25 protein-coding genes are annotated in these 23,819 nt (G+C 45.9%); 2 read left to right on the top strand and 23 right to left on the bottom strand.

What is annotated here, in order from left to right; genetic code table 11:
• Positions 1–40: 40 nt before the first annotated feature.
• The 15 genes from ACYRYG_RS00915 to ACYRYG_RS00845 form a co-directional block, all read right to left on the bottom strand.
• Positions 41–1,342, bottom strand: coding sequence for an HU family DNA-binding protein (locus tag ACYRYG_RS00915; RefSeq protein ID WP_460197331.1), 1,302 nt, complete (start codon positions 1,340–1,342; stop codon positions 41–43).
• Entirely contained in the window at positions 1,335–1,628 is a 294-nt protein-coding gene (locus ACYRYG_RS00910) for an HU family DNA-binding protein (RefSeq protein WP_293418450.1), read from the bottom strand. Before ACYRYG_RS00910 ends, ACYRYG_RS00915 begins: the two co-directional genes overlap by 8 nt.
• Positions 1,618–2,931: a 30S ribosomal protein S12 methylthiotransferase RimO gene (gene rimO, locus ACYRYG_RS00905; RefSeq protein WP_293418452.1), complete on the bottom strand. Its 1,314-nt coding sequence runs from the start codon at positions 2,929–2,931 to the stop codon at positions 1,618–1,620. The genes ACYRYG_RS00910 and rimO overlap by 11 nt, the downstream gene beginning before the upstream one ends.
• A 12-nt stretch (positions 2,932–2,943) precedes the next feature.
• On the bottom strand, positions 2,944–3,906 hold the full coding sequence (gene ftsY / locus ACYRYG_RS00900; protein WP_293418454.1) for a signal recognition particle-docking protein FtsY: 963 nt from the start codon (positions 3,904–3,906) through the stop codon (positions 2,944–2,946).
• A 350-nt stretch (positions 3,907–4,256) separates the two neighbouring features.
• On the bottom strand, positions 4,257–4,412 hold the full coding sequence (locus ACYRYG_RS00895) for a DUF4295 domain-containing protein (protein WP_252761610.1): 156 nt from the start codon (positions 4,410–4,412) through the stop codon (positions 4,257–4,259).
• A 15-nt stretch (positions 4,413–4,427) separates the two neighbouring features.
• Complete coding sequence (gene rpmG, locus ACYRYG_RS00890; RefSeq protein WP_293418601.1) at positions 4,428–4,616, bottom strand: 50S ribosomal protein L33; 189 nt, start codon at positions 4,614–4,616, stop codon at positions 4,428–4,430.
• 4 nt (positions 4,617–4,620) lie between these two features.
• Positions 4,621–4,884 carry a 50S ribosomal protein L28 gene (rpmB, locus tag ACYRYG_RS00885; RefSeq protein ID WP_293418603.1) on the bottom strand — a complete coding sequence of 88 codons (264 nt, stop codon included), beginning with the start codon at positions 4,882–4,884 and terminating at the stop codon, positions 4,621–4,623.
• A gap of 121 nt (positions 4,885–5,005) precedes the next feature.
• Complete coding sequence (locus ACYRYG_RS00880; protein WP_460197328.1) at positions 5,006–5,521, bottom strand: CinA family protein; 516 nt, start codon at positions 5,519–5,521, stop codon at positions 5,006–5,008.
• Between the two features lie 59 nt (positions 5,522–5,580).
• On the bottom strand, positions 5,581–6,606 hold the full coding sequence (gene tsaD, locus ACYRYG_RS00875; protein WP_460197327.1) for a tRNA (adenosine(37)-N6)-threonylcarbamoyltransferase complex transferase subunit TsaD: 1,026 nt from the start codon (positions 6,604–6,606) through the stop codon (positions 5,581–5,583).
• 5 nt (positions 6,607–6,611) lie between these two features.
• The gene (map, locus tag ACYRYG_RS00870; protein WP_293418645.1) at positions 6,612–7,475 is read right to left on the bottom strand and encodes a type I methionyl aminopeptidase; all 864 of its coding nucleotides are present in this window, start codon (positions 7,473–7,475) and stop codon (positions 6,612–6,614) included.
• Positions 7,476–7,498: 23 nt separating this feature from the next.
• Positions 7,499–7,921, bottom strand: coding sequence for a hypothetical protein (locus tag ACYRYG_RS00865; RefSeq protein WP_293418609.1), 423 nt, complete (start codon positions 7,919–7,921; stop codon positions 7,499–7,501).
• Positions 7,922–8,045: 124 nt separating this feature from the next.
• Positions 8,046–8,666: an HAD family hydrolase gene (locus ACYRYG_RS00860; protein WP_293418611.1), complete on the bottom strand. Its 621-nt coding sequence runs from the start codon at positions 8,664–8,666 to the stop codon at positions 8,046–8,048.
• Positions 8,667–8,697: 31 nt separating this feature from the next.
• The gene (gene metH, locus ACYRYG_RS00855) at positions 8,698–11,496 is read right to left on the bottom strand and encodes a methionine synthase (protein WP_460197326.1); all 2,799 of its coding nucleotides are present in this window, start codon (positions 11,494–11,496) and stop codon (positions 8,698–8,700) included.
• Between the two features lie 20 nt (positions 11,497–11,516).
• Positions 11,517–11,996, bottom strand: a complete 480-nt coding sequence (gene smpB, locus ACYRYG_RS00850; protein ID WP_293418615.1) for an SsrA-binding protein SmpB — start codon at positions 11,994–11,996, stop codon at positions 11,517–11,519.
• Positions 11,997–12,017: 21 nt separating this feature from the next.
• On the bottom strand, positions 12,018–12,554 hold the full coding sequence (locus ACYRYG_RS00845; RefSeq protein WP_293418617.1) for a DMP19 family protein: 537 nt from the start codon (positions 12,552–12,554) through the stop codon (positions 12,018–12,020).
• A gap of 212 nt (positions 12,555–12,766) precedes the next feature.
• On the opposite strand from ACYRYG_RS00845, the gene ACYRYG_RS00840 reads away from it, so the two are divergent.
• Together ACYRYG_RS00840 and ACYRYG_RS00835 are read left to right on the top strand one after the other, a co-directional pair.
• On the top strand, positions 12,767–13,468 hold the full coding sequence (locus ACYRYG_RS00840) for an iron-sulfur cluster assembly scaffold protein (RefSeq protein ID WP_294075736.1): 702 nt from the start codon (positions 12,767–12,769) through the stop codon (positions 13,466–13,468).
• A 12-nt stretch (positions 13,469–13,480) separates the two neighbouring features.
• Entirely contained in the window at positions 13,481–14,494 is a 1,014-nt protein-coding gene (locus ACYRYG_RS00835) for a GGGtGRT protein (RefSeq protein WP_293418621.1), read from the top strand.
• Positions 14,495–14,678: 184 nt separating this feature from the next.
• On the opposite strand, the gene ACYRYG_RS00830 is transcribed toward ACYRYG_RS00835, so the two are convergent.
• The 8 genes from ACYRYG_RS00830 to ACYRYG_RS00795 form a co-directional block, all read right to left on the bottom strand.
• Positions 14,679–15,242, bottom strand: a complete 564-nt coding sequence (locus tag ACYRYG_RS00830; RefSeq protein WP_460197325.1) for an NADH peroxidase — start codon at positions 15,240–15,242, stop codon at positions 14,679–14,681.
• 68 nt (positions 15,243–15,310) lie between these two features.
• Positions 15,311–15,757, bottom strand: coding sequence for a Fur family transcriptional regulator (locus ACYRYG_RS00825; RefSeq protein ID WP_293418625.1), 447 nt, complete (start codon positions 15,755–15,757; stop codon positions 15,311–15,313).
• A 237-nt stretch (positions 15,758–15,994) separates the two neighbouring features.
• Entirely contained in the window at positions 15,995–17,365 is a 1,371-nt protein-coding gene (hisS, locus tag ACYRYG_RS00820) for a histidine--tRNA ligase (RefSeq protein ID WP_293418627.1), read from the bottom strand.
• Between the two features lie 80 nt (positions 17,366–17,445).
• Positions 17,446–18,723, bottom strand: a complete 1,278-nt coding sequence (locus ACYRYG_RS00815) for an adenylosuccinate synthase (RefSeq protein ID WP_460197322.1) — start codon at positions 18,721–18,723, stop codon at positions 17,446–17,448.
• On the bottom strand, positions 18,720–19,214 hold the full coding sequence (locus ACYRYG_RS00810; RefSeq protein ID WP_293418631.1) for a Fur family transcriptional regulator: 495 nt from the start codon (positions 19,212–19,214) through the stop codon (positions 18,720–18,722). Before ACYRYG_RS00810 ends, ACYRYG_RS00815 begins: the two co-directional genes overlap by 4 nt.
• 154 nt (positions 19,215–19,368) lie before the next feature.
• A complete protein-coding gene (gene trxB, locus ACYRYG_RS00805; RefSeq protein ID WP_293418633.1) occupies positions 19,369–20,298 on the bottom strand; it encodes a thioredoxin-disulfide reductase in 930 nt (309 codons plus the stop codon).
• A gap of 414 nt (positions 20,299–20,712) precedes the next feature.
• Positions 20,713–22,476, bottom strand: a complete 1,764-nt coding sequence (locus ACYRYG_RS00800) for a GNAT family N-acetyltransferase (protein WP_460197320.1) — start codon at positions 22,474–22,476, stop codon at positions 20,713–20,715.
• Between the two features lie 45 nt (positions 22,477–22,521).
• The gene (locus ACYRYG_RS00795; protein WP_293418637.1) at positions 22,522–23,724 is read right to left on the bottom strand and encodes a serine/threonine-protein kinase; all 1,203 of its coding nucleotides are present in this window, start codon (positions 23,722–23,724) and stop codon (positions 22,522–22,524) included.
• Positions 23,725–23,819 lie beyond the last annotated feature (95 nt).

The following is a 23,819-nucleotide window of genomic DNA, read 5'->3' as shown; positions in this document are numbered from 1 at the left end:
CGCCATGCCCCGGGGAAAGCCATCAAGAACCTGACAAGGGTCATCTTTTCTTCAATACTAATTTCGGTATACGGAGTTTCTGCCCTTCCCTGACTTCTTTCGTTCCATTCAGAGCCTCTACATAACATTCCATCCCTTTTCCTAAATATGTGCGGCTCAATCCTGAAAGGGTCTGACCGCTGCGGACCGTGACGGTACGTTCTACCCCTGCAATACGATAGGCTCCTGTACGGATCCGTGGATCAGAGTCATACGAGGAGTAAGAAGAGTGGTCATCAGAATGAACTTTTACTTCCTTTTTCTCCATTGGTTGACGAGGGGATTGGGAAGAAGAAGGCACCGCATGCTTTTTCGTAACTTTACGAGGAGGCCTGACTGAGGATGTTGACTCAATATCATGGAGTTTGATAATCATCTGGTTATGCTCTGTTACTAACCGACCGTAATTATAACTTAGTCCAACCAAGGCTCCTATCAATACAAGAAACAAGAATCCGATAATATAAGTGAGATAACGGGGAAAGACTCTGCCATGAGATGCTTTACTGTCACTCTTCACAGGGACAGTCTTTTTAGGATTATCCGGCATTTCATCTTCCTCCTCCTTCATTGACGATTCTGATAAAGTATGCTTTTCGTTGCTTCCAGAAACAGGAGTGATGGGATTCGATCGGGAAACAATATCCTCAGTTTTTTCAGCGGTCATGGTGACCGGAGAATCTCCAGGCGAGTTTTCTTGAACTTGATGAAGGGGGACGGATTCTGTCGTGTCTGCGGTTGCCGGCAATTGACCAGCCGGTTTATGCAGGTCCGTCAACTTCGTCTCTTCGCCCTGCTCCACAGTATCCTTTTCCTTTTCAATAGAAGGAACAAGAGGTTCTTTTTCTATATCTTTCTGCTCCTCCTGCTGTCCTTCCGTAACGGAAACCGGGACAGTCTGAAAGGTAGTAACCTCCTCCTCTTCCCCTGCTTCCGGTACCATACCCTCAGCAAATTTCTCATCTATAGGGGTGAAATCAACGCCATCGTTTACGATAACCGTTTCAAACTGTGCAAAAGGTTTATTGACAATCTCGCGTAAGACCGCATCAGGCGTAAAACTGAGTTTGTCCCGGCCCTCAATAACGATACGCTCCCCGGTATTGACATCTATACTTTCCCGGTCACGTACGCTGATGATTTTCAAAGTTCCCCACCCCTTGACCTTTACAAGTTTATCCTGCTGCAAGCCGGTACTGATCACCGCCAACAGACTCTTGATGAATTCATCAGCCGTGGCCTCGTCAAGATGGTTTTTCTCCACCAGGCGCTCAGATAATAAGGAAAGACTATTCTTAGCCATTGAGCGTCCCTCCATTCTTTAACTGTTCCTTGACCGATGCAGAAGGCCGGAAATTCAAGATCAATTTCGGGGGTACAAGCATTCTTTGTTTTGTCGTAGGATTGACGATAACCCGTTCCAGACGCTTCTTTACCTCAAAAGTACCAAAACCAGGGATAACTACGGGCTGCCCCTGACCAACTTCCTCCGTCAAGGCATCAACAATAGTACGCAAGAGTTTTTTGGTATCCTCCTGCGTGAATCCGCTTCTTTCAGCCAGGCTGGCGATCATTTCCTTAGTGTTCATGAGCATCTATTTTTCCCAAGAGATCATAGTCTTCACTTCCTGTGATCTTAACCTGATAAAACCTGCCGGTCCGTACAGAGGGATTGCCGGAAACAGGGATCAGCACCTCCGGATCAACTTCAGGAGAACTGAATTCCGTCCTCCCTACGAAATAGGATCCTTCCTTGCGGTCTATGATCACCTTCATGATCTTTCCGACCTGGCAGGCCTCCATCTCCCCTGATATTTCTTCCTGTAAAGCCATCAACTCATCCAGCCGATGCTGCTTCACCTCTTCAGGCACATCATCCTTATAGTGGAGGGCACTGTATGTCCCGTCTTCCTCTGAATAAGCAAAAGCTCCCATCCGCTCAAAACGTGCCCAGCGTACAAAGTCCATCAAGTCCTGGAAATCTTCTTCCGTCTCTCCCGGAAAACCTACCATCAATGTGGTACGGATATGGATGCCCGGCACACGTTCCCGCATGGTCCGGATGAGATCAATCTGTTCCTGCCTGGTAATATGCCGGTGCATACGGGAAAGGACATGGTCGCTGCTGTGCTGGAAAGCGATATCCAGATAGCGGCAGACATTAGGCCGTTCTCTCATCACATCCAGCAGGTCAAGGGGGAACTGTGTGGGATAAGCATAATGCAAGCGGATCCAGATCACCCCTGGAATGTCTGATATTCTCTGAATCAGTTCAGCAATATGCCTGTGACCGTCTATATCCACTCCATAATAGGTCAACTCCTGGGCGATGATCTGGAACTCCTTTACTCCTTGGGAGACAAGATCACGCACTTCCTGTAAGATTTCTCCTTCCGGACGACTGACATGCTTTCCCGTGATAATGGGGATGGCACAATAGGCACAATGGCGGTCACAACCCTCCGCTATTTTGATGTAAGCATAATGATGAGGAGTTGTCAGATGGCGCTTGCCGTCACAGGTAGGCACATCCGCCTTGCCTAAATCAGTGAGGAGTTGCTTATAATTGAACTTTCCATAATACTTATCAACTTCCGGAATATCCTTCTCCAGCTCTTTCTGGTAACGCTGTGAAAGACAGCCCATGACAAAGAGCTTCTTCAGCCTCCCCTCCTTTTTTGCCTTAACAAATTGCAGTATCGTGTTGATGCTTTCCTCTTTTGCACTCTCGATGAAACCGCACGTATTGATTACGGCTATTTCTCCCTGGGGGTGCTGACTGTCATGGACACAATGGAAACCATTCGCTTCAAACTGTTTCATCAGGAGTTCAGAATCTACCAGGTTCTTTGAACAACCCATGGAAATGACATCAATTTGGTTTTTCTTCATCTCTGCGGCTGTTTACTGTTTGAGACCATTGAAAAGGCTGTCGACAAACTCCCGTTTGTTGAAGAGTTGCAGATCTTCAATGCCCTCACCGAGCCCGATATATTTCACAGGTACTTTCAGTTGGTCACTGATACCAATGACTACTCCCCCCTTGGCCGTACCATCCAGTTTGGTGATGGCAAGGGACGTAATCTGCGTAACGGCAGAGAACTGTTTGGCCTGCTCAAAAGCATTCTGCCCTGTACTTCCATCCAGGACGAGCAGTACTTCATCAGGGGCTGAAGGAATGACCTTTTTCATGACTTCCTTGATCTTTTTCAATTCATTCATCAATCCTACTTTATTATGCAGCCGGCCAGCTGTATCAATGAGCACGACATCCGCATGATTGGCCTTGGCACTCTGCAGCGTATCAAAAGCTACTGAAGCTGGGTCCGAACCCATCTGCTGCTTGATCACCGGTACCCCTACACGATCTCCCCATATCTGTATCTGCTCTACGGCAGCTGCACGGAAAGTATCCGCAGCACCGAGATAAACTGTCTTCCCGGCCTTCTTAAACTGATAAGCCAGTTTTCCAATGGTAGTAGTCTTCCCGACGCCATTCACGCCGACGACAAGGATGACATAAGGCTGGTGATCTGCTGGCAGATCCCAGGAATCAGTATCAATCGTATGGTTCTCTGTCAACAAAGAGGCGATTTCATCGCGGAGGATACCATTTAATTCTGATGTGGAGACATATTTGTCACGTGCGACCCGTTTTTCGATGCGATCGATGATTTTAATCGTCGTATCCACTCCCACATCCGAAGAGATGAGGATCTCCTCCAGGTCATCCAGGACATCATCATCCACTTTTGACTTTCCGGCAACAGCACGGGCTAATTTACCAAAAACACTCTCTTTTGTTTTCTCCAGACCCTTATCAAGGGTTTCCTTCTTGTTTTTATTGAATAAACCAAACAATGCCATATTCTAAAGTATTTTCTGCAAAATTAAGAAATAAAATTGATAATTCTGATAAGGATGATGATTTATTTAGGTTCAAATTATATTGTTGCTTTTTTAACGATAAAAAAGAATCATAGTCACTGATTCTCACGACGATAGTCACTTGTGACCGATATGGTGCATTATGGTACCCCAAAATGGTGCATATTGCTCCTCCATGACTATACCGCCCGGAATCAGGCGTCAAGGTCCCTGACTTTATGACTTTATACAATGATCCTTTATTTAGTGATCGGTCAGGGATCAGAACCCAAAAAAGTCGTGACCTCCAAAGAGATCACGACTTCAATATGTTTTACCGATTTATCGGCTTATTTAAAAAAGTCCTTAACAGCTTCGTTAGGAACCATTTCTTCATCAAAAACGTAAGCACCTGTTTTAGGGCTCTTCACCATTTTGATTACTTTCGAATATGCTCTCCCATCCTTTGATCCTTCATGGAGGGTAGCAACTACTTTCTTTGCCATAGTTTAAGTCTCCTATTACTTGATTTCCTTATGAAGAGTCATTTTCTTCAAAATGGGATTATATTTCATTAATTCCAGACGCTCCGGAGAGTTTTTACGATTCTTGGTAGTCACATAGCGGCTTGTGCCTGGCAGACCGCTCTTCTTCATTTCCGTGCACTCCAGAACCACTTGTACTCTATTGCCTTTAGCTTTCTTTGCCATGATCTTATTCTCCTATTACTTTAATGTCTTTCCAGTCACAGTAGCCTTTGGAAACAGCATACTTCAGAGCTGCATCAAGTCCGATCTTGTTGATAAGACGCAGACCAGCTGCACTGATCTTAAGGTTAATCCAACAAGCCTGTTCCACATAATAGAATTTCTTGCTGAAGAGGTTGACATCAAAGTTACGCTTTGTATGGTGCTTTGAGTGAGACACATTACAGCCTCTCTGTGCCTTCTTTCCGGTAATCTGACAGATTTTCGACATTTCTATCTCAAAATTTTAAATTCGTTAATTGAAACCTATTCCAAACAGGGTGCAAAATTACAATTTTATCTTGGAATTGCAAAATATTCTTTCAGAAATGTATATCTTTTAAGATATTTTTTCATTTCTCCGGCTTATTAAGGTCTTTCTCGTGCTCTTTAAGGAAGTCCAGCAAGAGATGCATTGCCTTGTTTGTTGCGATACTGAGATTGATGTCCCGTCCGAAATCTTCGGTCAATTTGAAAGTTCTGATATCTTCCTTGTTTCCATATCCGAGCCAGATTGTTCCTACAGGAATCTCCTTGGTTCCTCCTGTCGGACCGGCAACACCTGTAGCACTGATCGCAAAGTCAACATTGAGTGTTTCAATGGCTCCGCTGACCATCTCTCTGGCAACTTCCTCGCACACAGCGGTCTGCTCTTCCAGTACCTGAGGATTGACATTCAGCAATTTTATCTTAATCTCATTCGTATACGAGATGATGCCACCCTTGAAATAATTGGAAGCACCGGGCACGGCAATGATAGCTTCAGCTATCCGGCCGCCGGTACAACTTTCGGCGGTGCCGAGGGTTTTCTCATTGTTGTAGAGCAGTTCCTGGATCTGCTTACTCAAGATCTTAGTTTCTAATTCCATTTTCTGTTAGTTTAAATGAGACCTATCCCCTGAAGAGAAATAGGATCGTGAGGGTTCTTTTATTTGAAAGTTACTTTAGAGAAAGCGGGCAAGTCAATGGACGCAAAGTCCTTATCCAGATACTTATAAGTACCCACACAGGCGATCATTGCCGCATTATCCGTCGTATAACTGAATTTCGGAATATAGATGGTCCATCCATACTGGGCGGCATGCTCTTTGAAGGCATTTCGCAGACCAGTATTCGCGGATACTCCTCCGGCTACCGCCACATGGGTAATCTTCGTCTGCTTGACGGCCAGACGGAGTTTTTTCATCAGAATATCAACAATCGTATGCTCCAGGCTGGCAGCCAGGTCATTTTTGTGGTGCTCTATAAAGTCAGGATCCTCGGCCACCCATTTGCGCAGCGAATAAAGGAAAGAGGTCTTCAGGCCGGAAAAAGAATAATCCAGTCCGGGGACGTGCGGTTCAGCAAAATGAAAAGCAGCAGGGTTGCCCTGCCGTGCAAGTTTGTCAATAATCGGACCACCGGGATATCCGAGTCCCATCACTTTCGAACATTTGTCAATGGCTTCACCTGCGGCATCATCAATGGTTTGCCCGAGCACTTGCATATCATTATAAGCATTGACCTTTACGATCTGCGAATTGCCTCCACTGACCAGAAGGCAGATAAAAGGAAATGGAGGCATGTGGTTATCCTCTTCATTATCCTTGATGAAATGGGCCATGACATGGCCCTGGAGGTGATTAACATCAATTAACGGGATGTTCAGTGAACGGGCGAAGCCCTTTGCAAAACTCACCCCCACCAACAAAGACCCCATCAATCCGGGTCCCCGTGTGAAAGCCACGGCAGAGAGTTGCTCCTTCGTGATTCCTGCACGCTTCAAGGCCTGGTCCACGACAGGTACAATATTCTGCTGATGGGCTCTGGAAGCCAACTCGGGGACGACCCCTCCATAGGCGCGGTGCACTTCCTGTGAGGCAGTCACATTACTTTTGATCACTCTGTTGCAGAGAACTGCTGCGGAGGTATCATCACAACTGCTCTCAATGCCTAATATATAAATATCCTTCATGATGGTTATTCTGATAAAATTTCAACGCCATGTTCAGTCATGACAAAAGTATGTTCCCACTGTGCGGATGGCTTTTCATCTCCGGTGATGACCTCCCAGCCGTAGGGATCATCAGCATCAATGAACACTTTCCATGTACCCATATTGATCATCGGCTCAATGGTGAAGCACATCCCCGGCACGAGGAGCATTCCCGTTCCCGGATGGCCATAATGTAACACGTCCGGTTCTTCATGCATGGCCAGGCCCACCCCATGACCGCAGAGGTCACGGACCACGCCGTAACCGAATTTCTCGGCATGCTTCTGAATGGCATGCCCAATGTCACCGACAAAACTATAGGGCTTCGCAGCCTGGGCACCGATGTCCAGACATTCTTTTGTCACACGGACCAACTGATCCTTTTCAGGAGTAGTCTTGCCACCGACAATAAACATCCTGCTGGCATCTGAATAGTACCCATCCAGTACAGTCGTCATATCTACGTTGACAATATCACCTTCCTGAAGTACATCTTCTTCCTTGGGAATTCCATGACAGACCACCTCGTTGATGCTCGTACACACGCTTTTGGGGAAACCCTCATAGTTCAACGTGGCAGACTGGGCATGGTGTTCTTTCAAATAATCATTGACAATATCATCTATTTCCTGAGTATTCATCCCCGGGTGTATGGCTGCCTGAACAGTATCCAGAAGACCGTTGTTGACGACCCCGCTCTTTCTGATCCCTTCTATCTGTTCCGGAGTTTTTATCAAGTCCCGAGTAGGCACTTCCTTGCCCTTACTTTCCCAATACATGACCTTCTTGTCAAGTTCTGTCAGAGGTTGTCCCGGCAGGCAATGCCATCTCTTTTTCTTTTTAAACATCATTATTATTAGTTCTTAAAATATCACTTTGAATCTTCGTCCGTCATTTCTTTTCCGGCAGACGTATAGTAGTAAGTCCAGTTGTAAATATCATTATCATTGAATATCAGCACGAAATGCCGCATAACGTCCGGAGTAGCCGTTCCATCGTAAGCAACCTTTATGGTATATTCCTGCCCGGTTTCATCGGTGGCATCATACTCAAGGTACTCCATGACGGAGTCCTTGAACGCCGTATCCGTCTTCTTTATCGTATACTTATCAGGGCCTATATAGATGACCTGATTCCCTACACGGACAATATTCATTTTCACCGGATCAACTTTCCCATAATGCATGGTACGGGCATCAAAAGGAACTTTGGCAATAACCTCATAGTTGATGCGCTGTGCGAATAACGGCATGGCGAAAATGACCGCCAATGCCATGAATAATACTTTTTTCATCAAATCGTTCATTAATTTCTCTCCTTTTCCCGACGAAAATGCGGATAACTCATGAATCCGATGCAAAGTTAAAGGAAAAGTTTAAATTTCCTACACTCAGCCAACTGAAAAAGTAGATTTTTAATTATTTTAAATAATCATCCATTTGCTTCGTCCAGTCCAGTCCATTTTCCGGACAGTACGTACGCAGCCCCAGTGCTCCTGCAGCAGCCACGTTACGGGGACCATCATCAATGAAAAGGCTCTCCTCCGGAGCGATCTTTTCATGACGGAGAAGATACAGGAAACAGGATTTGTCCGGCTTCATCAATTTCATCTGATAGCTCTTGTAAGCTGCATCGAAATAATAGGATAAAGGATGACCCTTACCGTCAAATTCGTTGCTTTCAGCCCAGCTCATCATAAATGGATTGGTATTTGTCAGCAGGATAAGCCGATAGCCTTTCTCACGTAAAGAGATCAACTTGTCCAAATTGATCTGAGGGACCTCTTTCACATAGCCTGTCCACGCATAACGGCAATCGTCCAGGGTTACGGTATGACCGATGTTCGTGCTCAGTTCCTGACGGAATTCTTCTGCACTGATCTTTCCCGATTCCAATTCCCCGAAATAACCGCTCTGACGGTAAGGATCGAGTTGTTCGTCAGCATTTTTCAGTCCTATTTCCTTGAATCTGCGAACTGCCTGCTTCTCATCAATCGTAAAAATGATCCCGCCCAGGTCAAAAATTATATTCTTTATCATAACTTATATAACATCCTATGAATCTTTCCAGTTAGTTGAAAAGGTCCAACTTGTTTTTTCTTGCTTCATCCAGTGACAGTAACCGTTCCTGTTCCTTCTGATAATGCTCCCGGAGTTGCTCATATTTCTCCTTGAGATCTTTCTCCAATTGGGGCTTCTCCTCCTTATTCAAAAGCCGTGAAGCCATGATCGGGTTCTGACTGGCATCCCTCATCCATACCACGGGACCTTCATAGACCGGAGCAATACGGAGAGCCACGTGAAGCTGGCTTGTCGTAGCCCCACCGATCATGATAGGGATATTGAGCCCTGCCTGACGGAGCTCCCTGGCTACATTGACCATTTCATCGAGAGAAGGGGTAATCAGTCCGCTTAACCCAATAATATCGACTTTCTCTTCGGCAGCCTTCTTGACGATTTGCTCAGCCGGTACCATCACCCCCATATCAATGACTTCGTAATTATTACAAGCCATGACGACAGCGACGATATTCTTGCCAATATCATGTACATCACCCTTAACCGTAGCCAGCAGCACCTTTCCAGCTTTCGAGGAATGTCCCGTCCTCTCTGATTCGATATAAGGCTGGAGAATGGCAACGGCCTGCTTCATTGTCCTGGCAGTCTTTACCACTTGTGGGAGAAACATCTTTCCGGAACCAAAAAGTTTGCCTACTTCGTTCATTCCTGCCATTAAAGGTCCCTCAATAATATTTACGGCATGAGGATATTTTTCCAGAGCCTCTTTCAAATCTTCCTGCAGATAATCTGATATGCCCTTGCGAAGGGCATAGCCAAGACGTTCTTCCAAAGGCAGAGTTCTCCATTGCTCTTTCTGTCTGGGGGAGTCAGTCATCCCTTTTGTCCCACCAGTTTTCTTAGTGTCAGCCGTGTCCTTCAGACGGTCAGCCAACTCTATGAGTTGGTCTGCGGCTCCTTTCCTGCGGTTGAGAACCACATCTTCAATGATCTGAAGTTGTTCTTTAGGAATATCATCATAAGTGATTTTAGCAGAAGGATTTACGATACCGAAATCCAATCCGCATTTCAAACCGTAGTACAAGAAAACAGCATGCATGGATTCGCGGATGGTGTTATTTCCACGAAAGGAAAAGGACAGATTGCTGATTCCACCACTCACATGTGCACCGGGCAGGTTTTTCCGAATCCAGCGGGTTGCCTTGAGGAAGTCCACAGCATAAGCATCATGCTCCTCCATGCCGGTGGCGATGGAAAGGACATTAGGGTCAAAGATGATATCCAGAGGGTTCATCCCCACCACATCTGTCAAGATATGATAAGCTCTTCGAGCGATTCCTATCTTCCTTTCATAAGTAGTAGCCTGTCCCTGCTCGTCAAAACACATGACAACGCAGGCAGCTCCATACCGCTTCACTTCGTAGGCATGAGCGATAAATTCTGCCTCGCCGTTTTTTAAGGAGATGGAATTGACAATACCCTTTCCCTGGAGGCATTTCAGACCTGCAATGATGACTTCCCACTTACTGGAATCAATCATTACCGGCACTTTGGCAATATCCGGTTCAGCCGCAATCCTGTTGAGGAAGTTGACCATCTCTGCTTTGGCATCGAGAAGTCCGTCATCCATGTTGACATCTATGACCAGAGCACCGTCATCCACCTCCTTACGGGCAACGGAAACGGCTTCCTCATATTTCTTCTCTTTAATTAAACGCAGGAACTTCTTGCTGCCAGCCACATTACAACGCTCACCAATGTTGACAAATTTAACTTCAGGAGTAACGTCCAGGAGTTCCAGACCGGATAACTGGAGAGTTGGGTTACGGTGCATGGGCCGGCGTGGCGGCTTACCTTTCACAATCGGAATATATCTTGCGATAAAATCAGGAGTGGTACCACAGCAACCCCCTATGATATTGACGAGTCCTTCATCGACAAATTCCTGTATTTTAGGAGCCATCGTGTCAGGTGTTTCATCATACAGTCCCATTGCATTCGGAAGGCCTGCATTAGGATATACTGTAATATAATAAGGTGACCTCTGCGCAAGTTCTTTTAAATAAGGCTTCATCTGTGCCGGTCCGAAGGAGCAGTTCAGACCTACAGAGAAGATCGGGTAAGAGGAGACGCTGGCCAGAAAAGCATCCAGGGTCTGCCCGCTGAGAGTCCGCCCTGCCAGATCGCTGATCGTGACACTGAGCATGATAGGAAACTGTACACCCTTTTTTCTCATTTCCGTCACCGCGGCGTCAATGGCGACCTTGCAGTTCAGTGTATCGAAAATCGTCTCGATGAGGATTGCGTCCACTCCGCCGGAAAGAAGACCGTCAATCTCTTCACTATAGGCAGCAAAGAGTTCATCATAGTATAGATTCCTGGCAGCAGGGTTACTGACATCAGGGCTCATGGAACAAGTCTCATTTGTAGGCCCGACGGATCCCAGGACAAAGCGGGGATGTTCCGGCGTACTGAATTCATCGGCACACTTCCTGGCAATTCTGGCCCCCTCCAATGCCATTCTATAACTGAATTTTTCCAGATGATAGTCCCGTTGGGAAACACGTTGGGACGAAAAGGTGTTCGTCGTAATCAGGTCCGCTCCCACCTGCAGGTACCTCCGATGGATATTCCCGATGATCTCAGGATGAGTCAGGTTCAGGGCATCATTATTGCCCTTCAACTGGATGGCGGGAGCAGTATTCTCCAAGGCCTCTTTCAACTCCGGATTCCAGAAATCATCCTCCTCCAGATGATAAGTTTGGATCATGGTCCCCATCGCTCCATCCAGGACCAGAATCCGGTCCTGAACTAAATCCTTCAAATCGACTCTATGCACTTGCTCATCCATATCAATACAATCTTCACCCTTTAATAATGCTTGATCGCACGGTCCATTGCGCGACGATCTTCTTTTTCCCTTAAGGTCTGGCGCTTGTCATATTCTTTCTTGCCCTTGGCCAGTGCAATATTCACCTTTGCCAATCCATGGTCATCTATAAAAATAAGCGTTGGAACAATGGTGTAGCCCACTTCCTTGGTAGCTTCCTGAAGATGGCGGATTTCTTTCCTGTTGAGCAGGAGCTTACGGTCACGCTTGGAAGGCTGGTTAGAGTAAGATCCATAAAAATAGGGAGAGATGCTCATCCCTTTTACCCATACCTCACCCTTGTAAATATCGCAATACGAATCCACTAAAGAAGCCTTGCCATTGCGGATCGATTTGATTTCGGTCCCGGTCAAAACAATTCCTGCGGTAAATTTATCCAGAAAGAAATATTCGAAGGAAGCTTTTTTGTTCCTGATCTGAACGGCACTTTTCTTATTTGGGTTATGCTGGTCTTTTTTCATCTGTCCTTTTCCTTTCTCTGTTCATTCTACGATCAAGGCAAAGGTCCCTTTTGCCTTGATCTCCCCTTGTCCCCGCTCCAGATGGGCGTCAATATAGTGGGCAATCTCAGAAGTCCACTGCTCTTCATTTTCAACAAAGGCATCATCATAATCATCAAATTGTGGGAACTTCTCATAAAGGGCCATAAATTCTTCGTCCGTGCAATCCCGCTCTATCTCTTCATGATGGGAGACGTACAACCCATGAGAGCGGTTGATCCAGCGGTAGAGGTTCGTCAGTCCCCAATTACGGAAGGCTTTGTCTGTAGGGTTCATATAAATGAATCCGCCATAACCATTATGGATGAGTTGGATAAGTCCTCCGTCCATCACTTCCTCATGGAGAATGTCCCATGCAAGCAGCGTAATCTGGTCGGCATTCAAACGACTCATCCCCTCTGCGTCCAATCCTCCCCCAATAGCTTTCTTTATGGCTTCCACAAAGATACCGACGAAAGCATCATCACTTTCTCCTGCAGCCTTCTGCAGTTCACTGTCTTTAATTTTCACCTCAATCATGGGCATCGAATTGTAAGTTTTATTTTGCAAAGATAACGTAATTTTTTCTTTATCCCTAACTAACCCTACGAAAAAGACGATTAAAGTGCAAAAAGTAGATCCTTTATAGGACATTTTAAGAAGATTTTTGTACTTTTGCGCGGTTCTAATTAAGAGTTCACAGCAAAAGACACTTCATACACATATTTATATTCTTTAAAATTTTAGCGAATATGATCTATTCTAAAGAAGTCGACAACATGTGTGTTGTCGCAAAAGGTGCCAATCATGGCCCTGCTCCGATTCCGGAGGAAGGGAAATGGGTAAAGGCAAAAGAGATCAAAGACATCTCCGGTTATACTCACGGTGTGGGATGGTGTGCTCCGCAACAGGGCGCGTGCAAACTGTCACTGAATATCAAGGATGGAGTGATCCAGGAATGTCTGATTGAAACCATCGGCTGTTCAGGCATGACCCAGTCGGCTGCCATGGCATCTGAAATCCTTCCGGGAAAGACCATCCTGGAAGCATTGAACACTGACCTGGTATGTGATGCCATCAACACAGCCATGCGGGAACTGTTCCTCCAGATCGTCTACGGTCGCTCTCAGAGTGCTTTTTCCGAGAATGGACTGGTCATCGGAGCTGGCCTCGAAGATCTGGGCAAGGGCCTGCGTTCACAGACCGGTACGCTCTATGGAACCTTGAAGAAAGGTGCACGCTATCTTGAACTGACAGAAGGATATATCACAAAAATGTTCCTCGACAAAGATAACCAGGTATGCGGTTACGAATATGTTCAGTTAGGCAAGATGATGGAAGCCATCAAGAAAGGTATGGACGCTAATGAGGCCGTAAAGAAATTTACGGGTTGTTATGGCCGGACCACTGCTGAACAGGGCATTGTTAAATCTATTGACCCACGTAAAGAATAAGGAGATACGACTATGTTAAGAAAAGTAAATTTTGAAAGTCAGGAGCGTCGTGAGAAGCAGATCTCTGCTGTACTGCATGCTAATGGGATCCAGAATATAGAAGAGGCTAATCAGATTTGCGAAGCAAAGGGCCTTGATCCTTATAAAATATGTGAGGATACACAACGGATTTGTTTTGAGAATGCCAAATGGGCCTATGTCGTAGGTGCTGCCATTGCTATCAAGAAAAACATCAAATCGGCTGCTGATGCTGCTGAAGCGATCGGTATCGGACTGCAGAGTTTCTGTATCCCGGGATCTGTTGCTGATGACCGCAAGGTGGGTATCGGCCATGGTAATCTGGCTGCACGCCTGCTTCGTGAAGAGACGGAATGCTTCTGCTTTCTCGCCGGTCATGAAAGTTTTGCGGCCGCAGAGGGGGCAATCCGTATTGCGGAAATGGCCAACAAGGTCCGCCTGAAACCGTTGCGCGTCATCCTGAATGGATTGGGCAAGGATGCAGCACAGATCATCAGTCGTGTAAATGGCTTCACTTATGTAAAGACGGATTTTGATTACTATACGAGTAAACTGAGTGTGTTGGAAGAAATTCCTTACTCTGAGGGGGCACGCGCGAAAGTAAAATGCTATGGTGCCAATGATGTCCGTGAAGGCGTTGCCATCATGTGGAAAGAGAACGTGGATGTTTCCATAACCGGTAATTCTACTAATCCGACCCGTTTTCAGCATCCTGTGGCAGGAACTTACAAGAAAGAGCGTCTGGCTGCGGGGAAGCCTTACTTCTCCGTTGCATCCGGAGGAGGTACGGGCCGTACTCTTCATCCTGATAATATGGCTGCAGGACCCGCTTCCTATGGTTTCACTGATACCTTGGGAAGAATGCACTCCGATGCACAGTTTGCCGGTTCTTCATCTGTCCCTGCTCACGTGGAAATGATGGGGTTCCTGGGCATGGGGAATAACCCGATGGTGGGTGCCACCGTGGCTACTGCCGTGGCCGTTGACCTTGCTCTGAACGGCAAATAACAGAATCCATAACCAACCTGGAATTTACTCAAGTTGATTTCAATATAAAACTCCCGTTTCCTGATTGAGGATTGCGGGAGTTTTATATTCTGTCCCTCGATCAGACAAAAAAATACCTGGCTCGGAAAAGTCAGGTATATAACATCGGAAAAATCATCTCCTCAAATCGGGATGATCAGAAATTTCATTTCTCGAAATATCTCTTATAGAGACCGATGAAACCGGCAGCATGACGAGCTTCATCCTTTGCCATTTCATGGATGGTGTCATGCAACGTATCATTGCCCTCAGCCTTAGCTTTCTTGGCTGCGGCAAACTTCTCGGCACAAGCACCCTTTTCGGCCTTGATGCGGGCTTCCAGATTAGACTTGGTGTCATGAACGAGGTCACCCAGAAGTTCTGCATAACGACTGGCATGATTGGCCTCGTCATCCGCGTAACGCTCGAAGACACTGGCAATCTCCGGATAACCCTCACGGTCTGCCTCACGGGCCATAGCCTTATACATCCCTACCTCACTGCACTCACCGCTGAATGTAGCCTTGCAGTGCTGGATCAGATCGTCAGATACTCCCTCTTTATACGCTGCACCCAGATAGTGGACTGTAGCAAAATTATAGTCATCATCATTGTTGCTGTCCAGTTCTTTGAACTTACTGCGAGAAGCCTTGCAGATCGGACATTGTTCAGGAGCCTCTGTTCCTTCATAAATGTACCCGCAAACGGTACATATAAACTTCTTCTTCATAAATGTTTTACTTTTTAAAGATTAAATATAGCAAATAGAATATTCATTCAGCATCTACAGTCTCCTGACTATTGCTCCACATTTCCTTCAGCCTTTTCCTTGGCTGCACATTCGGCACATATTCCCTTGTAATAGAGTTGCTCCTCTTCTACAATATTACCGTCAATCATCGTTTGTTTGCGAACGCGGGGTGCCTTTTCATCAAACAGGTCAATGATCTTTCCACACTTCTTGCAGATAAAGTGGACATGAGGATTGATATTTCCGTCATAACAGACATGATGATCATCTATCGTTATCATCTGAGCAGCATTGTGCTCTGACAACAGACGAAGGGTGTTGTAAACTGTGGTACGACTCAAAGTCGGAATCTGATCACACAATCCCTGATAGACCTCATCCACTGTGGGATGATCGAAATGGGTCAACAGGTAATTCATTATTGCATAGCGCTGTACGGATGGACGGACTCCATTCTTTACCAGACGTTGATATGCTTCGTTCTTTTGTTCCATTCTCTATTAGAAATTAATTGTTTTTATTGTGGTTGCAAAGATAAGTCTTTTTTTCTGATTTCCAAAACAAATTTGGATAAATGTCATTTTAAAATTAAATCTATTTAAATACTCTCCAGCATATCCTCCCTTCCGGGCACTTTCATTCGTTCCCCCTCTCCCTGTACAGGGAGAAGGGCAGACGGATCACTGACGTTAACAGGCATGTCAGGGAATCAGGTCGGCCGGATAGTTGCTCTAAGCCTTGTCTTTAAGGACATTAACCAGTTCTTCAACGGTAACCAATCTCTGTTTGCCGGTCTCCATATTTTTTAAAGTCACCTTACTGGCCTGGATTTCATCATCTCCTGCCAGTACCACGTATGGGATCTGCTTCGCATTGGCATAAGCCATCTGCTTTTTCATTTTCACCGGATCCGGGTACATTTCTGTAAAGATTCCACTATTACGGACTTTGGCCACAATAGGCATGCAATAAGCCGTTTCCTTTTCGCCGAAATTGATGAACAACAGCTGGGTGGATGTTGCCGTTTCCTTAGGATAAAGATTGAGGGTGTTCAGGACATCATAGATGCGGTCTGCCCCGAAACTGATTCCTACTCCACTCAGGCCGGGCATCCCGAAGATCCCGGTCAGGTTATCATAACGGCCGCCGCCAGTGATACTTCCCATAGGGGTATCAAGTGCCTTTACTTCAAATATAGCCCCGGTATAGTAATTGAGTCCACGGGCAAGAGTCAGGTCAAACTGGATTTCATTCTTCAATTCCAGTTTCTTGAGGGTCTCCAGGATGAACCGGGTTTCTTCCACCCCTTTCATGCCGGTTTCACTCCCTTCAAGTATCCTGCTCATCTCCGTCAATTTCTCATCATTCGTTCCCTGAAGGGTAAGGATAGGCTGCAATTTAGCAATAGACTCTCTGCCTATCCCATCGTTAAGAAGCTCTTCGTTTACGTTCTCCAACCCGATCTTATCGAGTTTGTCGATAGCCACCGTGATGTCTACGATCTTGTCTGCCGCGCCCATGATCTCCGCCATACCGGTCAGAATCTTCCTGTTGTTGATCTTGATCTGTACCCGTACCCCGAAACGCGTGAATACGGTATCCACGATCTGCATCAGTTCAACCTCATTGAGCAGGGAGTCGGAACCTACGACATCCGCATCACATTGATAGAATTCACGATAACGGCCCTTTTGAGGACGGTCAGCACGCCATACAGGTTGGATCTGATAACGCTTGAAGGGCAACTGGATCTCATCACGATGCATGACCACATAGCGTGCAAAAGGGACGGTCAGATCATACCTCAGTCCTTTTTCGCAAAGGCAGGGAGCCAGATGCAAGGGATTGCGCTCCTGAAGTTCTTCATCGGTTATTTTCGATAAATAATTCCCAGAATTGAGGACCTTGAACAATAGTTGGTCTCCTTCCTCTCCGTATTTCCCCATCAGGGTGTGCAACGTCTCCATGGCCGGAGTTTCAATCTGCTGAAAGCCATACAGAGCATAGACACTCCTGATAGTATTGAAAATATAGTTTCTTTTTGCCATCTCCTCAGGCCCGAAATCCCGGGTACCCTTTGGGATGGATGGTTTCTGTGACATCTTAAATGCTTTTATGATTACAAATGATAATGCGATCCCATAGACCACTGATGGCCTTTTCATGGGATCGCATTCAAGTTTTATGATCTTACAATCGTGGCCTCCCGGTCGGGGCCTAATGAAATGATGGATACTGGAGTTTCCAGAAAATCTTCAATGAATTTGATATAATCTTTAAAAGACTGTGGCAATTGGTCCTCGGTCGTACACTTCGTCAGATCGGTTTTCCATCCGCGTATCTCTTTATATACAGGTTCAACCCCCTGAAGATCATAAGGAAGGTCCCTTGTCGTTTCACCATTTTTCAGGCGATAGCCGACACAGGCCTTGATGGTATCAAAATCATCCAGGACGTCACTCTTCATCAGAATGAGTTGAGTAACTCCGTCGATCATGACCGAATAGCGGAGTTGGACCAGATCGATCCAGCCGCAGCGGCGCTCACGTCCCGTCACAGCTCCGAATTCATGTCCCAGTTCACGGATTTTCTTCCCCGTTGAGTCGAAAAGTTCCGTCGGGAACGGTCCGGAGCCCACACGTGTGCAATAAGCCTTTGTGATCCCAAAGACATTCCCTATCTTGTTCGGTCCTAATCCAAGACCGACACAGGCACCGGCACAGATGGTGTTGCTGGACGTCACAAATGGATAGGAGCCAAAGTCCACATCCAGCATTGTCCCCTGGGCACCTTCACAAAGGATATTCTTTCCTGAACGGAGCAGATCATTTACCTCAAATTCGCTGTCCACCAATTTGAACTGCTTCATGTAACGGATCCCTTCCATCCATCTTGCCTCATCCTGGCTCAAACTTGCAAGGTCGGTCCAGCCCAGAGCCTTGAGCATCAGGAGATGACGGGATTTATGGGCTGCATATTTCTCTTCGAAATGATCCAGAATATCCCCTACACGCAGACCGTTACGGCTGACCTTATCCGTATAGGCAGGCCCGATACCTTTGCCTGTCGTACCTACTTTATTCTTTCCCTTAGCAGCTTCGAGTGCACGGTCGAGGATACGGTGAGTAGGCATGATCAGATGGGCCTTCTTGGATATATGAAGGCGATTGCTCAGCGGATGACCGCTCTTTTCCAATTCCTTGGCTTCATCCATGAAAAGATCCGGCGCGAGGACAACACCATTACCGATGATATTGATCTTCCCGCCCTGGAAGATGCCGGAAGGAATGGAACGGAGTACATATTTCTGGCCTTCAAACTCAAGGGTGTGCCCGGCATTGGGACCTCCCTGAAAACGAGCGACCACATTATAATTTGGTGTGAGGACATCAACAACCTTGCCTTTTCCTTCATCGCCCCACTGCAAGCCGAGTAGGACATCAACTTTACCTGTGTTCATTTCTTATTTGATAATTTTGATTTTTTTGTCTTCTGTGTTCTGCTGCGGGTCAATTTTGCCTGACACGTTGAACATACACCATAGATATACAGAGAGAATCCATCTTTGTGAAAGCGTTTTAATTTTAATTCATTTACCAACTGATCTATTTTCGGTGAATGCAGGACCGTGATCTTTCCGCAGATCGAACAAATCTGAAAACAGTTGCAGTCATTATCATAGCTCGCTTCATAGAGCGTTTGCTCATGGAAATGGTGGCACCTGACGAGTCTCAAGACCACGAACAGATGCATCGTATTATAAAGAGTCGCTCTGCTGACCCGGAAATCATTTTCCTCCAGTCTGGCTTCCAGATCGGTAAGTGAGAAATATCCGGTCATTTTGTAAACGGCATCAAGAATGGCATATCTTTCCGGAGTCCGACGATGATGACTGGTAGTCAAATAACTATCCAGGATCTCTCTTACTTTGACCTTCTTGTCCGCTTTCATCTTGACTTAACCACTTCTGACTCACAAATGTACAAATAATTAATGAAATCTGGAACAGAAAACAGCAAAAAATAAAACTTTTGGAAACAAAAAAGAGGATCCGGTAACCTTTAGACATCGGTCCTCTTTAAATATAAGAAAAAGTTTCAATCTTTCACGACTGCAGGAAGCGGTCAGCTTCAATGGCTGCCATCGCTCCTGTTCCGGCAGCTACGACACCTTGCTGATAGACTGAATCAGCTACATCTCCTGCTGCGAATACGCCGGGCAATGAAGTCTGACAGGTGCCAGGTTTTACCTGGACATAGCCCTTATCATCAAGTTGCAGCCAGTTCTTAAACAGTTGAACATTGGGCTTGTGTCCTATCCCCAGGAAGAAACCATCGATAGGCAGGTCATATTTCCGTTCATCTGTCTCACCTTTTCTGTAGACCAGATGTGCACCTTCAACGCCCTTTTCACCATATAATCCCAGTGTGTTTGTTTCAAACAAAATCTCTATATTCGACTGTTTCTTCACACGGTCCTGCATGATGTCCGTTGCCCGGAGATAAGGTTTGCGGACGATAATATATACTTTTTCAGCCAGCGAGGAGAGGTACATTGCTTCTTCACAGGCAGTATCTCCTCCACCTACTACGGCTACGATTTTCTTCCGGTAAAAAAAGCCGTCACACGTTGCGCATGCACTGACCCCTTGTCCGGCATATTTTTTCTCATCAGGGAGTCCAAGGTATTTTGCAGAAGCGCCTGTAGCAATAATGACGGTGTCTGCTGAAATCTCTTTACCATCATCATCTGTCAACAGATAAGGACGCTTGGAGAAATCTACTTTGGCAATGCTTCCGTCACGGATCTCAGCACCGAATCTGGAGGCCTGTTCTTTCAAGTCCATCATCAGTTGATTTCCGTCTACCCCATCTGGATAGCCGGGAAAATTTTCTACAAGAGTGGTGGTCGTCAACTGTCCCCCCGGCTGCAGGCCGGAATATAAGACAGGTGACAAATTGGATCTTCCTGCATAAATAGCTGCTGTATAACCGGCAGGACCACTGCCAATAATTAAAGTTTTTACTCTTTCCATTTTAAATAAGTTTGATTTTTTGAAAGTATTCTTCCATGTTCATTTACAAAACTAAAAACTTTTTGTGATTTCGGGGCATACGTTAACCCATTTTAACCTAAAAAGGAAATTATTCTTTCCGTTTTAAGCATAAAAAAAAGATTAGTTATCTCACGACAACCAATCTTTAACCTTAATAATCTAATACCATGAAAAACACAGATGCAAAGATAGGCTGAAAAGTGAAAAAACAATCAGTAATCATCGTTTTACTTACGGAAACGACTTAAATCTTGATTTACATCAATTCTGTAGTGGGAATTTACGAAAAAAGAAGATAGGCAGCATCCACAAACAGGATGACTTGCCTATCTTCTTTTCCCTTTCCTGAGACCCGTTCTGACAAGAACGGGCAACGACCCTTCCATTGATCTGTCAGTTGAGCATCAGGTTCATCTCCGGTGACTCCTCCGCAAAGATAAAGGCCGCAAGTTCATTAATGGTCATCACCCTGGCATCTGCCAGAGGGTGGTCTGTGGATTGGGCCTTACCATTTTCGACCTGTATGTACTGGTTGTTCATCCTCACATGACGATCATTATAGATCCGGAAATTCATCTTAGCCGTGGGATGCAGACGGGCATAGACGCCGAGTGCTTTCCGGGCATTGATCACCCGTATCATAGCAGGAATGGGATGCTGCTGAAGAGGCGCATCCCCCATCCGCCGCAGATCCTCCTGGATGATATGATAGTTGGCCTGATCATGAAGCAGGATACATTTCCTGGATCTCTGCCAGGAGTTGAATTCGTCAAAAGTCATCGTCCGGATTCCGTCAGGAGGAGGGGTACAAGTAATGTCGTGGACATATCCGCAGGAAGCATACCAGTCGTAGAGCCATGATTCTGCAGGGATCAGGGTGGCAAAGATCACACCCTCATAGTACAAGGCATCATGTGCCTGCTGCATCAGACTCGTGCCGATGTTCTGCTTGCGATAGGCTTCGTCCACGCTCACTCCACTGATATAAGCTGTCTTTACAATACTGCCTTGAAAAAGCATCTGATAGGGCAGCGTCTGGAGTGCTCCCACTACTTTCCCGCCTATCTGGCTGACAATATTGTACTCACTTTGATACACCTGGTCAAAATACAGACGGATGAAGGCTTCCGGATCACCGAAGGTCTTGCGCCAGAGCTCCTCAGTCTCTTTCTTGATCCGGTTCTGGTCGACAAACTGAGCCAACGGCTGCTTCTCCGTAACGGAATATTTTTCCAGCAGGAGATCCGGTTTATAGGAAAGCTTTGAACGCCTGAGTCCTTCATCCCCAAGATCCTCTTCCCGGTTGATATACTGATACTGATCGGGCAGATGCCTGACAAATTCCTGGTTGATAATAGAGAAAGCGCCTTCATAATTGACATCAGCCTTTTCCACACAGACATCAAATGTATCTTGGTTGATGGGACACCCAAAAGTAAATGCGACCAACTGTCCCTTTACAAAAATCGTTCCGCCTATAGTGGCAAGGTGGTCCCAATATAGAAAAGTCCTGGTCATGGAACGCAATTCCTCAGAGAGTTCGAGTTCTTCGGAATTCTTCTCTGCGGCCTCATACATATTTTTCCGCCATCTGGCTTCAAGCTCCAGACACTGGGGTATGAGATCCTTTGTCAAGGGCCGATACTCATAGTCCGGATAAAGGGTTTTAAACTTGTTGATATGATTGCGCTTGCTCTGTAATTTCTTACCGCTCAACTTTGACAGTTTGTCACGGGAATAAATATAGTCAAAGAAGTCTCTTTGCGGGGAGCAGACAAAAACTCCGGGCAAAGCCTCTTCCAGCAATTCAACCAGATCCCTCCCTACTCCGACCATTAGAAAAGGGTGGCCCATGGCTATGGAATCCTCCCTCATCTGCTTGATGACCGAAACCGGACATCTGATCCCTTCCGGGACAAAATAAGTTCCATCCCCTTGCGCCTGTGGCCTGGGAATGGGTGCCATATAGGCCAGATGACGCCCGGCATGAAAACGAAAAATCAAATAGTCATCAATGATGGCATACTGGGTATCATAAAGAAAACGCCAGCTGATAATATTAGCAAACGACAGATCACAATTTTTTCGTCTCCCCCACAACGTGTACTGTTGGATGAACGCCTGATCTGTCGTAGTTACATCTGAGAATTTAATCATGAATAATTAGCTTGGTTCCAGAACTATTCATTCCAAATCACGCCGTTACTGATTGAGCAATGTCGTTTTCTGCTTGACATAGTTGGAGAAGGCTGCATCAAAAGCCTGACGCTCTTCTGCTGGAACGTTCTGGGTACGTAGAAAACTCTTATAGTAATTTCTAATATCCTTATGCATCTGCCTCAAGTCGAGGTTACCGCTCTGCTTCTGGGCAAAATAAACGCGGAAGATTTTATCCAGACCTGTCGTCACCTTTGCCTGAATGGCTGCATCCAGGTTGCCCGCTGCTGCCTGACTGGTCGTATCCGCAGGTGCCTTGGCCGCCTTGGGCTCAGAGATAGCTGTCTTGCTTGCCGGCACGGTATCTGTCGTGTCCTTTACAGCCACGGTTGGTGTAGAAGCCTTTTCACTGGAGGGTGAGCCATTCTTGGAAAAGAGTATGACTGCCACTAAAATGATGGCTATGATGATGATCACAATCAGAAGGACACTCTTTTTCTTCGAGTTCCCCTCTCCTCCCTCATGATTCAAATCCCTGAGGAAAGAGTCAATGTCCAGATAGCGCTCCGAACGGCCAAAACGGCAGCATCTGTCAATGACGTCCGGATATTCTGCATAGAGACCGAGATCCTTCATGATCATTCCCAGTGAATAGATGTCTGTCCTGCCATCCACGGATATGGTCCCGTCGCGTTGCTCGGGGGCTGCATACCTTAATGAACTGGAAGGTTCAGAGAGGTTATCAGCATAGGAAACCCGAAAGTCAATCAACTTCACCTGATTGTCTTTCGTGAGTAATATGTTGGAAGGTTTCAAGTTGCGATGGACGATATTCTTCCCATGGATATAGTTCAGGGCATCCGCAATCTGCTCGACAACCTCTTTTTTCTCATCCGGGGTATGTCGCTCTGCAATATATTCCTTTAAAGACCTGCCCTCCACATATTCCAGGACAATGCACTTCCCGTAATCGGGATGATCAATGAAATCTATATATTTCTCTATATGCGGATGATCCAGGTGCTGGGCTAGCCTGAACTCCTTTTTCAAGACATTCTGCTCCTGGATCTTATCCCGGTAAGGCTCTTTCAACCCCTTCAAGACTACCCATTGACTGCCCTGACGGCATTTTATGAATTGATAGATACCGGAAGAAGGGATTACACTGTAATCCGTATAGGTTATATGTGGCTCAACTTTCCTATTTTCCTCTTGGCTGGCTGCAGGTTCTTTTTCGTCTTTATCCATAAGTCATTAATCTTTGAAAATGTTCTTATCTAAATCAGTCGCAAAGATAGTATAAATCTTTTTAATGGAGAAAAAACAAGACAGAATATTCGATT

The organism is Segatella asaccharophila (assembly GCF_054687055.1).
Note: the sequence above shows the minus strand (reverse complement) of the source record. Positions and strands in the feature narration are given on the sequence as shown.